The 10,880-nt window shown below is 74.4% G+C and carries 13 protein-coding genes; 9 read left to right on the forward strand and 4 right to left on the reverse strand.

Features of this window, described 5'->3' with window-relative positions; translation table 11 throughout:
• Nucleotides 1-202 (reverse strand): PhnD/SsuA/transferrin family substrate-binding protein (locus E4P43_RS20505; protein WP_348522226.1); only part of this gene is annotated, 202 nt, incomplete at its 3' end.
• Between E4P43_RS20505 and E4P43_RS09610 the strand changes: the two genes are divergently transcribed.
• The 8 genes from E4P43_RS09610 (at nucleotide 195) to E4P43_RS09645 (ending at nucleotide 7,893) form a co-directional block, all read left to right on the forward strand.
• Nucleotides 195-851 (forward strand): DUF881 domain-containing protein, encoded by a 657-nt coding sequence (locus tag E4P43_RS09610; protein ID WP_245159049.1) that lies wholly within the window; start codon nucleotides 195-197, stop codon nucleotides 849-851. The two genes, E4P43_RS20505 and E4P43_RS09610, sit on opposite strands and share 8 nt — an antisense overlap.
• Before the next feature lie 36 nt (nucleotides 852-887).
• On the forward strand, nucleotides 888-1,292 hold the full coding sequence (gene gcvH / locus E4P43_RS09615) for a glycine cleavage system protein GcvH (RefSeq protein ID WP_135145236.1): 405 nt from the start codon (nucleotides 888-890) through the stop codon (nucleotides 1,290-1,292).
• A gap of 265 nt (nucleotides 1,293-1,557) precedes the next feature.
• Complete coding sequence (locus tag E4P43_RS09620; RefSeq protein WP_135145237.1) at nucleotides 1,558-2,073, forward strand: FHA domain-containing protein; 516 nt, start codon at nucleotides 1,558-1,560, stop codon at nucleotides 2,071-2,073.
• On the forward strand, nucleotides 2,073-2,801 hold the full coding sequence (locus E4P43_RS09625; protein ID WP_135145238.1) for a MerR family transcriptional regulator: 729 nt from the start codon (nucleotides 2,073-2,075) through the stop codon (nucleotides 2,799-2,801). Before E4P43_RS09620 ends, E4P43_RS09625 begins: the two co-directional genes overlap by 1 nt.
• A gap of 116 nt (nucleotides 2,802-2,917) precedes the next feature.
• Nucleotides 2,918-3,409, forward strand: a complete 492-nt coding sequence (locus E4P43_RS09630; RefSeq protein ID WP_135145239.1) for a bifunctional nuclease family protein — start codon at nucleotides 2,918-2,920, stop codon at nucleotides 3,407-3,409.
• Between the two features lie 233 nt (nucleotides 3,410-3,642).
• Complete coding sequence (locus tag E4P43_RS09635; RefSeq protein WP_245159054.1) at nucleotides 3,643-4,185, forward strand: MerR family transcriptional regulator; 543 nt, start codon at nucleotides 3,643-3,645, stop codon at nucleotides 4,183-4,185.
• A gap of 74 nt (nucleotides 4,186-4,259) precedes the next feature.
• A complete protein-coding gene (gcvP, locus tag E4P43_RS09640; RefSeq protein ID WP_135145241.1) occupies nucleotides 4,260-7,253 on the forward strand; it encodes an aminomethyl-transferring glycine dehydrogenase in 2,994 nt (997 codons plus the stop codon).
• A 40-nt stretch (nucleotides 7,254-7,293) separates the two neighbouring features.
• Nucleotides 7,294-7,893 (forward strand): DinB family protein, encoded by a 600-nt coding sequence (locus E4P43_RS09645; protein WP_135145242.1) that lies wholly within the window; start codon nucleotides 7,294-7,296, stop codon nucleotides 7,891-7,893.
• Here E4P43_RS09645 and E4P43_RS09650 read toward each other — a convergent pair.
• Together E4P43_RS09650 and coaA are read right to left on the reverse strand one after the other, a co-directional pair.
• Nucleotides 7,890-8,093 carry a DUF5999 family protein gene (locus E4P43_RS09650; protein WP_135145243.1) on the reverse strand — a complete coding sequence of 68 codons (204 nt, stop codon included), beginning with the start codon at nucleotides 8,091-8,093 and terminating at the stop codon, nucleotides 7,890-7,892. The two genes, E4P43_RS09645 and E4P43_RS09650, sit on opposite strands and share 4 nt — an antisense overlap.
• Before the next feature lie 213 nt (nucleotides 8,094-8,306).
• Nucleotides 8,307-9,269, reverse strand: coding sequence for a type I pantothenate kinase (coaA, locus tag E4P43_RS09655; RefSeq protein ID WP_135145309.1), 963 nt, complete (start codon nucleotides 9,267-9,269; stop codon nucleotides 8,307-8,309).
• Nucleotides 9,270-9,382: 113 nt separating this feature from the next.
• On the opposite strand from coaA, the gene E4P43_RS09660 reads away from it, so the two are divergent.
• Nucleotides 9,383-10,195: a GNAT family N-acetyltransferase gene (locus E4P43_RS09660; RefSeq protein WP_135145244.1), complete on the forward strand. Its 813-nt coding sequence runs from the start codon at nucleotides 9,383-9,385 to the stop codon at nucleotides 10,193-10,195.
• A 36-nt stretch (nucleotides 10,196-10,231) separates the two neighbouring features.
• Here the strand turns inward: E4P43_RS09660 and E4P43_RS09665 are convergent, their stop codons facing one another.
• Complete coding sequence (locus E4P43_RS09665; protein WP_135145245.1) at nucleotides 10,232-10,777, reverse strand: YbhB/YbcL family Raf kinase inhibitor-like protein; 546 nt, start codon at nucleotides 10,775-10,777, stop codon at nucleotides 10,232-10,234.
• Nucleotides 10,778-10,880 lie beyond the last annotated feature (103 nt).

Raw genomic sequence — 10,880 nt, forward strand, 5'->3', positions numbered from 1 at the left:
CGACGTCGGAGGCGGTCGGCCCGCCCTCGGCCAGCCGGCTCTCCCACACCTGCTCGTTCAGCACGCCGGCCTGGTAGCTGCCGGAGGCGACCAGCGCGATGGTCGCGTCGTGCGAGCCGGAGAACCCAGGGCCGCCCGCAGCGCCGCCCGCGGCGCCCGGCCCGGGCCGCCGCCGGCGCGACCTGGTCGCCGCGGTGCTCATCGGCGTCCTCACCCTCGCCCTGGGGTTCGCCCTGGCCGTGCAGGTGCGCAACGCCGACGAGGCGCAGGTGCTCGCCGGCGCGCGCGAGGAGGACCTGGTGCGGATCCTCGACGAGCTCAACTCGCGGGAGCTGCGCCTCCGCGAGCAGATCTCCGAGCAGCGCTCCGCGCTGCAGGAGCTCTCGGGCTCGGGCAGCCGGACCGGCGCGGCCCTCCAGGAGGCCCGGCGGCGCGCCGAGGCGCTCGGCATCCTCAACGGCACGCTCCCCGCCCAGGGCCCGGGCCTCACCCTGACCATCCGGGACCCCTCCGCCGACGTGCGCGTCCGCGACCTGCTCGACGTCATCCAGGAGCTGCGCGGCGCGGGGGCGGAGACCATGCAGGTCGACGGCGTCCGCATCGGGCTCTCCAGCGCGGTGACCGGCCGGGCCGGCGGCCTGCGGGTCGACGGCACGGCGCTCCGGGCGCCCTACGAGTTCGTCGTCATCGGGGACCCGCAGGGCATCGAGACCGCCATGAACATCCCCGGCGGCGTCGTCCAGGCCATCGGCAACCGCGGCGGCGTGGTCGACATCGCGCAGTCGGAGCTGCTCGTGGTGGACGCGTTGCGACCGCTGGACCGGCCTCAATACGCTTCGCCCGACGACTGACCCACCCCCCACACGACCCAGGAGACCGACGCCCGCATGAGCACCCCCGACGACCGCCGCTACACCGACCAGCACGAGTGGGCGATGGTGCAGGGCACCGACGGCACGTCGACGGTCGTCCGGGTCGGCATCACCGACCACGCGCAGGACGCGCTCGGCGACATCGTCTTCGTCCAGCTCCCCGACGTGGGCGCCGAGGTCGGTCCCGGGACGCCGATCGGCGAGGTGGAGTCCACCAAGAGCGTCTCCGACGTCTACGCGCCCGTCGCCGGCACCGTGGCGGCCGTGAACGAGCGCCTGGCCGACGCGCCCGAGACGATCAACTCCGACCCCTACGGCGACGGCTGGCTGGTGGAGATCGCGGTGGCGGGGGAGGGTGGCGACCCGGTGGGCCAGCTGCTCGACGCCGCCGCCTACCAGGCGCTGGTCGACGCGTCGTGAACGGGTCGCCGGGAGGCTGACTCCCGGCATCGATCACTATGATCGCGCTGGGGCGGGAAGCACGTGGGTCACCTCCGGGAGACCCGACCGCCCCACCCTGCACATCCGGTTGACCCTCGGGCCGACCGGCTGGTTCCATGACCAACGGTCCGCCGCCCTCCCGCGGCGGCCGACCACGACGGGCTGACCGGCCCGTCGTCCGCCGGCCGCCCGCGGCCCGTCCCGAGGCCCCGCGGCGGGCCCCTCGCACCGGAGGAGACGCAACGTGCACTGCACTCGATGTGGCCACGAGAACCCCGAGGGCAGTCGCTTCTGCGCGCAGTGCGGTGCGGCGCTCGCCCCCGAGCGCATCGGCGAGGCCACCAGCGTGATCCCCAAGGTCGGTGGCGAGGACTCGGGTGACCAGCCCGAGGCCACCGAGGCCGCCGACGTCCACGCCGGCGCCGTCGAGTCGCTGCCGGCGGGTTCGGCCCTGCTGGTCGTCAAGCGCGGCCCCAACGCGGGCAGCCGCTTCCTGCTGGACCAGGACGTCACCACGGCCGGGCGGCACCCCGACAGCGACATCTTCCTCGACGACGTCACCGTCAGCCGTCGTCACGTCGAGTTCCACCGCGAGGGCGGCGGCTTCTCGGTGCACGACGTCGGCAGCCTGAACGGCACCTACGTCAACCGGGAGCCGGTGGACGTGGCCAACCTGGCCGGTGGCGACGAGGTGCAGATCGGCAAGTTCCGGCTCGTGTACCTGACCGGCCCCCGCACCGGCGAGCCGGCCGCTCGCTGATGGGCGTGCCCGAGCGCGAAGGTGCGCTCGGGGACGCCGCCGACCAGCACAAGCCACGCCTCACCATCGGGGAGGTGCTGGCTGTTCTTCGCGACGACTTCCCCGACGTGACGATCAGCAAGATCCGGTACCTGGAATCCGAGGACCTGGTGCACCCGCAGCGCACGCCGTCGGGGTACCGCAAGTTCTCGCGGGCCGACGTGAGCCGGCTGCGCTACGTGCTCACGGCGCAGCGGGACCACTACCTGCCCCTGCGCGTCATCAAGGACCACCTCGACGCGCTGGACCGCGGGGAGCCGCTCCCCGGCACCGGCGGGGCGGCCCCCCTGCCCCCGGCGTCCACCGCCGAGGGCGAGGAAGCCCCGCTCAGCCCCGAGCAGTTCGCCCGGGCGGCAGGGCTGGAGCCCGACCAGCTCGCCGACTGCGTGCAGTTCGGCCTGCTCTCCACCGACGCCGAGGGGCGGCACCCGGCCGGCGACCTGCCGATCGCGCGGGCGGCCGCGGGCCTGGCGCGGCACGGCATCGAGCCCCGCCACCTGCGGGTCTACCGCAGCGCGGTGGAGCGCGAGGCCGGTCTGGTCGAGCAGCTCGTCGCCCCGGTCCTGCGGGCGCGGTCGGACGAGGCGCGCACCCGCGCCACGGAGAAGCTGGCCGAGCTGGCGGCGCTGTCCGCGCAGTTGCACACGGCACTTCTCGAGACGCGCCTGAGGGACCTCCTGCGGCCCTGACCGGGCGTACCGTGGAGACGTCGCCGTCCGAGACCGACCGACGTCCCGACCCGTCACCGGCCGCCTGACCTGACCGTTCCGCCCGACCCCCCGGGCCGCAGCCGAGGAGCCGCACCGTGCAGGAGCTTCGAGTCGTCGGCGTCCGCGTCGAACTGCCGGGCAACCAGCCCATCCTGCTGCTCAAGGAGACGCAGGGCGAGCGGTACCTGCCCATCTGGATCGGCGCGGTCGAGGCCGCCGCGATCGCCTTCGAGCAGCAGGGCGTCCGCCCCGCCCGCCCGATGACCCACGACCTCCTCCGCGAGGTGGTGCGCACGCTGGGCGCGGAGCTGGAGGCGGTCAACATCACCGAGATGCGCGACGGCATCTACATCGCCGAGCTCGTCTTCGGCGACGACCGGGTGGTCAGCGCCCGCCCGTCGGACGCCGTCGCGCTCGCGGTCCGGACCGGCGCGCCCATCTACGGCGCCGAGGACCTGCTCGACGAGGTCGGCATCGAGATCCCGGACGAGCAGGAGGACGAGGTCGAGAAGTTCCGCGAGTTCCTCGACCAGATCTCCCCGGAGGACTTCGGCGCCGGCTCCGGCTCCGGTGGCGGGCCCGCCTAGGCCCAACAGGTGCCTATCGGCAGGGCGCGGCGGATCATCACTCGAAATGAGTGAGCGGCCCGACACGCCGTCCCGCTCAGTTGACCGGCCCCCTGGCCCGGCTTACCGTCGGCGGACAACAACGGTGTGACACCTGAGGTCACGGGGTGCGGGCCGGCGACCTGCCGCGGTTCGTGGCGGGACAGAGGAGGACGCTGGACGTGAGCGACCAGGACAACGGCTCCCAGGGTCAGCTGTTCAGCGACGCCGCCGTGGGGGCGCCGTCGTACGACGACGTCGACACCGACCTCGTCGGCTACCGCGGCCCGACCGCCTGCGCCGCCGCCGGCATCACCTACCGGCAGCTCGACTACTGGGCCCGCACCGGCCTGGTCGCGCCCTCGGTGCGCAGCGCCACCGGCTCGGGGACCCAGCGGCTCTACTCCTTCCGCGACATCCTGGTGCTCAAGGTCGTCAAGCGGCTGCTGGACACCGGCGTCTCGCTGCAGAACATCCGCAAGGCCGTCGACCACCTCCGTCAGCGGGGTGTGAAGGAGCTGGCCAACGTCACGCTCTTCTCCGACGGCGCCACGGTGTACGAGTGCACCTCCGCCGAGGAGGTCGTGGACCTGCTCGCCGGCGGGCAGGGCGTCTTCGGCATCGCCGTCTCCGGGGCCCTGCGGGAGCTGTCGGGCGAGCTCGCCGAGCTGCCGGCCGAGCGCCTCGACGGCGGCCAGGTCGTGCCGTCCGACGACGAGCTGTCGCTGCGGCGCCGCCGCCGCGCCGCGACCGCCTGAGCAGAACGCCCTCTCTCTCCGAGGGCCCCTGCACCGCGGCCGTGGCGGCGTAGGGCGCTGGTAGCGTCGCGGCAGTGACCGACCGCGCTGACGACCTCGCGCCGCTGCCCTCGCTGAGCGCCCTCGACACCGCCGGCTCGTTCGCCGGCCGGCACATCGGGCCCCGGCCGGACGAGACCGCCGAGATGCTCCAGGTGGTCGGGCACCCCACGCTGGAGTCGCTGGTCGACGCCTGCGTCCCCGAGGGCGTCCGCGACCGGGAGCCGCTGGCCCTGCCGCCGGCCGAGGACGAGGCCGCCGTCCTCGCGCTGCTGCGTGAGCGGGCGTCGGCCAACGAGGTCTTCACCTCGATGATCGGCCTGGGCTACTCCGGCACGGTCACCCCGCCGGTCATCCAGCGCACGGTGCTGGAGAACCCGGCCTGGTACACCGCCTACACGCCCTACCAGCCCGAGATCAGCCAGGGCCGGCTCGAGGCGCTCATCAACTTCCAGACGACGGTCGCCGACCTCACCGGCCTGCCCGTCGCCGGGGCCTCGATGCTCGACGAGGCCACCGCCGCGGCCGAGGCGATGACCCTGGTGCGCAGGGCCGGCCGGGGGAAGCCGGACGCGGTCTTCGTCGTCGACGCCGACACGCTGCCGCAGACCCTCGGGGTGCTGCGGACGCGCGCCGAGCCGCTGGGCATCCGGCTGCACGTCACCGACCTCGCAGCCGGCTGGCCCGCGGACCTGCCCGAGGCCGGCGCGTTCGGCGTCCTGCTGTCCTACCCCGGCGCCAGCGGCGCGGTGCGCGACCACCGCGCCCTGGCGGCCGCCGCGCACGAGGCCGGTGCGTCCGTCGTCGTCGCCGCCGACCTGCTGGCGCTGACGCTGCTGGAGGCACCGGGGGAGTGGGGCGCCGACGTCGCCTGCGGCACCAGCCAGCGCTTCGGCGTCCCGATGGGCTACGGCGGCCCGCACGCCGGCTACCTGTCCGTCCGCGAGGGGCTGGCCCGCCAGCTGCCGGGCCGGCTGGTCGGCGTCTCGGTCGACGCCGACGGCGACGTGGCCTACCGGCTGGCCCTGCAGACCCGCGAGCAGCACATCCGCCGCGAGAAGGCGACCAGCAACATCTGCACCGCCCAGGTGCTGCTGGCCGTCATGGCCGGCGCCTACGCCGTCTACCACGGCCCCGAGGGCCTCACGGCGATCGCGGCCCGGGTGCACCGCAGCGCCACCGTGCTGGCCGGCTGGTTGCGCGACGGCGGGCTGGACCTGGTGCACGAGCACTTCTTCGACACCCTCCAGGTCTCGGTGCCGGGCCGGGCGGCCGAGGTCGTGGCCGCGGCGGCGCAGCGCCGGGTCAACCTGCGCCTGGTGGACGCCGGCACCGTGGCGGTCGCCTGCGACGAGACGACCACGCCGGCGGTCCTGCGTGCGGTCGCGGAGTCCTTCGGCGTCGCCGTGGACGACGCGGCGCTCGACGACGCCGGTCAGGACGCCCTGCCGGCCGCGCTCCGCCGCCGGACGCCCTTCCTCACCCACCCGGTCTTCTCCGCGCACCGGTCGGAGACGGCGATGCTGCGCTACCTGCGCTCGCTGAGCGACAAGGACCTGGCGCTGGACCGCACGATGATCCCGCTGGGCTCGTGCACGATGAAGCTGAACGCCGCCACGGAGATGGCCGCCATCACCTGGCCGGAGTTCGCGAACCTGCACCCGTTCGCCCCGGCCGAGCAGGCGCGGGGCTACCGGCAGCTGATCGACGAGCTGTGCGCCGGGCTGGCCGAGGTCACCGGCTACGCGGCGGTGAGCGTGCAGCCCAACGCCGGCTCCCAGGGCGAGTTCGCGGGCCTGCTGGCCATCCGCGGCTACCACCGCTCGCGCGGCGACGACCAGCGCGACGTCTGCCTGATCCCGAGCTCGGCGCACGGCACGAACGCCGCCAGCGCCGTGATGGCCGGCATGCGCGTGGTCGTCGTCGCCTGCGACGAGGCCGGCAACGTGGACCTGGCAGACCTGCGGGCGAAGGTGGACCAGCACGCCGAGCGGCTCGCCGCCATCATGATCACCTACCCGTCGACGCACGGGGTGTTCGAGACCGACATCCAGGAGATCTGCGGCGCGGTGCACGACGCCGGCGGCCAGGTCTACGTCGACGGCGCCAACCTCAACGCGATGGTGGGGCTCGCCCGCCCCGGCCGCTTCGGCTCGGACGTGAGCCACCTGAACCTGCACAAGACCTTCTGCATCCCGCACGGCGGCGGCGGTCCGGGCGTCGGCCCGATCGGCGTCCGGGAGCACCTGGTGCCGTTCCTGCCGGGGCACCCCGTCGTGGACACCGGCGCCGGTGGCCCGGTGGTGTCGGCGGCGCCCTGGGGCTCGGCGGACATCCTGCCGATCTCCTGGGCCTACATGCGCCTGATGGGACCCGACGGCCTCACGAAGGCCACGCAGCACGCCATCCTCGGCGCCAACTACCTCGCTGCCCGGCTGCGCGAGCACTACCCGGTGCTCTACACCGGCGCCAACGGGCTCGTCGCCCACGAGTGCATCCTCGACATCCGCCCGCTGACCAAGGCCACCGGCGTCACCAACGACGACATCGCCAAGCGGCTGGTCGACTTCGGGTTCCACGCGCCGACGATGAGCTTCCCCGTGGCCGGGACGCTGATGGTCGAGCCGACCGAGAGCGAGGACAAGGCCGAGCTCGACCGGTTCGTCGACGCGATGGTGCACATCCGCGGCGAGATCGAGAAGGTCGCGACGGGGGAGTACGACCGCGAGGACAACCCGCTGCGCAACGCCCCGCACACCCTGTCGATGGTGGCGGGGGAGTGGGGCCGGCCCTACCCGCGCAGCGAGGCGGTGTACCCGGTGCCGGCGCTGAGGGGCCGCGGCTACCTCAGCCCGGTCCGCCGGATCGACCAGGCCTACGGCGACCGCAACCTGGTCTGCTCCTGCCCGCCGCCGGAGGCGTTCGCCGACGAGGAGCCGCACGAGGTGCCGGCGACCGTCCCGGACCGCGCCCAGGGGGCACCGGACGACCTGGGCACGACCGCGGACGTGGTGGGCGCCGCGCGGTGACCGGCGCGCGCTGTCGGTGGGGCGTGGCACTGTCCCGGGCATGACCGGTGCCGACCAGCTGAAGGCCGACCTGAGGGACTACCTGCAGGAGGGCCGCGACGTCGTCCTGCTCAAGGCCGAGGGGCTGTCGGAGTACGACGTCCGCCGGCCGCTCACGCCCACGGGCACGAACGTGCTGGGGGTGGTCAAGCACCTGGCGCTGGTCGAGGTGGGCTACTTCAGCGTCCCGTTCGGGCGCCCGGTGGGCCTGGCCCACCCGTGGTTCAGCGACGACGCCGAGGACAACGTCGACATGTGGGCCACCGCGCAGGAGTCGCGCGAGGAGGTCCTGGACGGCTACCGGCGCGCGTGGGCCCGGACCGACGCCGCGGTGGCCGAGCTGCCGATCGACGCGGTGGGCCGGGTCCCCTGGTGGGGGCCGGCCGGCGGCACCGAGGTGACCCTGCACCGGGTCCTGGTGCACGTGATCGCCGAGACCCACCGGCACGCCGGCCACGTCGACATCGTCCGCGAGCTCGTCGACGGCGTCGTCGGCAACCAGTCGGTCGGGGACAATTTGCCCGACCGCGACCCCGCGTGGTGGCGGGAGTACCGCGAGCGGGTGGAGCAGGCCGCCCGGCAGGCGGCGGAGGGCGGCTAGGCGCTGACGAGCGCCGGGGCTACCCAGACGTGGTGGTCGTCGACGGCGCGGCCGTCGGGGAGCAGCTCACCGTCGTCGTCGAACAGGACCACACCGTTGCAGAGGAGGCTCCAGCCCTGCTCGGGGTGGCTGCTCACCACGGCGGCGAGGTCGCGCAGGTCGCTGGTGGCGTCGGGGCAGGGGGTGCGGTGTGCGCACATGGCGGTCACTTCCGTTCGGCCGGGGGGAAGCCGGCAGTCACTGGCTGTGCATGAACGCTTACGCGTCTCCCACAGTGTCGGCACGGAAGGTGCCCGAGGTCACGTGATCCCCGTCACCTAATCACCCCAACGAGTCGTCAGGTCCTGCCATGGCGACGGCCGGTGCGACGCGTTCGCGCCGGTGGGGACGGCGTGTCGGGGGAGGGGGCGCGCTCAGAGCTTGCGCAGCAGCACCCTGCGCACCGAGTGGTCGCTGGCCTTCTGGAGGACCAGGCGCGCCCGGGAGCGGGTCGGGGCGATGTTGTCGCGCAGGTTCGGGCCGTTCACCGCCGACCAGATGCTCAGAGCCGTCTCCCGGGCCTCGCTCTCGCTGAGCCCGGCGAACCGGTGGAAGTAGGCGGAGGTGTCCTGGAAGGCGGTCCGGCGCAGCGCCTGGAAGCGCTCGACGTACCAGCGCTGGATGTCGGCCTCCGCGGCGTCCACGTACACGGAGAAGTCGAAGAAGTCCGACAGGAAGACCTCCGGCGCCGCCCCGTCGGTCCGCCGGCCGGCCTGGAGCACGTTGAGACCCTCCACGACGAGGATGTCGGGCCGGTCGACCGCCTGCACCTCGTCCGGGACGATGTCGTAGGACTGGTGGTCGTAGACCGGTGCGACGACCTCCTCCCGGCCGGACTTCACGTCGGCGAGGAAGCGCAGCAGCGCGCGGCGGTCGTAGCTCTCCGGGAACCCCTTGCGCCCGAGCAGCCCGCGCTCCTCCAGGACCGCGTTGGGCAGCAGGAAGCCGTCGGTGGTCACCAGGTCCACGCGGGGGGACCCGGGGCCGGCGGCCAGCAGCGTCTGCAGCAGCCGCGACGTCGTGCTCTTGCCGACGGCGACGCTCCCGGCCACGGCGATCACGAACGGCACCTTCGCCGTCGAGTCGCCGAGGAACTCGCTCTGCGCCGCCCACAGCCGCCGGCTGGCGGTCACGTGGAGGTCCAGCAGCCGGGCCAGCGGCAGGTAGACGGTGGCGACCTCGTCGAGGTCGATCCGGTCGCCCAGCGAGGCGAGCGCCTCCAGGTCGGCCTGGTCCAGGGGCAGCCGGTCGCCCGCAGCGAGCGCTCGCCACGAGGGGCGGTCGAACACCGCGTAGGGCGAGATGGAGCCGCGAGTCCCTGCCGTCACGCAGCCCATCGTGCCGTCCCGGCCGCCGGTGACCTGCGCGCGGGTCACCCGGGCGGGTGGGCAGGCCACCGCGGGCGGGCGTCGGGAGGCCCGGCAGCGCCGAACGCGTCTAGGGTTCTGACGTGTCTTCCCGCCCGGGGCTGCTCGAGTGCATCGAGCGCTACTTCGCCGCCGCGCCGCTGCCGGACGCACGCGTGGAGCGGGCCGGTGCCCTCGACGTCCCCATCGCCGACCCCTCCTGGCCGTACCCGGCCCGGCCGCGTCGCGACGGGGGAGGGGAGCCGGTGACGGTGGACGACGTGCGGGCCGCCATCCGGATGCAGCGCGCGGCGGGGCTGCCGGCCGCGCTCGAGTGGATCCCGGAGTGCTCCCCGGAGGTCGCCGCGGCCGCCCGTGCCGCGGGCATGCCGGTGGAGGAGCTGCCGCTGCTGGTGGCCGACGACCCGGTCGACCTGGTCCTGCCCGTCGGCGTCCGCCTGTACGTCGTCGGCGCCGACGACCCCGACCTGCCCGAGTACCAGCGGGTCGCCGCTGTCGCCTTCGCCCACCCGGGCGGCCAGGCCGACGTGCGCGAGGCCCCGCTGGACACCTCGCCCGAGGCCCTCGCGCGCACCGCCGTCCTCCGCGAGCGGATTGCCGACGGCCGCACGGTGATGATGGTGGCCAAGGAGCACGGACGGCCCGTGGCGGTCGGCTCGCACCAGCCGCTCGACCTCGACGGCACCGTGGTCAGCGAGATCGTCGGGGTGGCCACCCTCCCGCGCCTGCGCGGGAGGGGCCTGGGGGCCGGCATCGCCTCGGCGCTGGTCGCGCACGCCCGGGAGACCGCCGACATGGTGTTCCTCGCCGCGGGCGACGACGACGTCGCCCGGGTGTACGAGCGGGTCGGCTTCGCCCGCCTCGCCACCACCTGCGTCGCCGAGCTGCCCGGGTGACCGTCCTCCCCGGGGACCGGGGAGGACGGCTGCCGCTCAGTCCTGGGTGTAGGTGAGCACCATCGTCGCGCGGGCCAGCGTGTGGAAGAACAGGTTGAACCCGAGGACGGCGGGGGTGGTGCCGGCGTCGACGTCGAGCGTCTCGGTGTCCACCGCGTGCACGACGACGAAGTAGCGGTGCGGGCCGTGGCCGGCCGGGGGAGCAGCGCCCACGTAGCCGGCGAAGCCGCCGTCGTTGCGCAGCTGGAGCGCCCCCTCGGGCAGCTGCGGCGCGTCCTTGTCGCCGGCACCCGAGGGCAGCTCGGTCACCGACGCCGGGATGTTGGCCACGGCCCAGTGCCAGAAGCCGCTGGCCGTGGGGGCGTCGGGGTCGTACACGGTGACGGCGAAGCTGCGGGTGCCCTCGGGGAAGCCGGCCCAGGACAGCTGCGGCGAACGGTCCTCACCGCCGGCACCCATCACGCCGCTGACGTGCGGCATGGGCAGCACCTGCCCGTCGGAGACGTCGCTGCTGGTGACGGTGAAGCCGGGCACCTGCGGCAGGAAGTCGTACGGGTTCGGCGGGGTGGGCCGGTCGGTCATGGGTGGTCCTCTCCCTCGGTCGCTGCGGACGGCAGGTCGGGTGCGCCGTCCCCGGAGCGACCCTAGGCAGCGCCGGGGCGGCCCGCCCGTCGGCGTCACCGGA

The organism is Blastococcus sp. TF02A-35 (assembly GCF_004571075.1).
Lineage (GTDB): Bacteria > Actinomycetota > Actinomycetes > Mycobacteriales > Geodermatophilaceae > Blastococcus.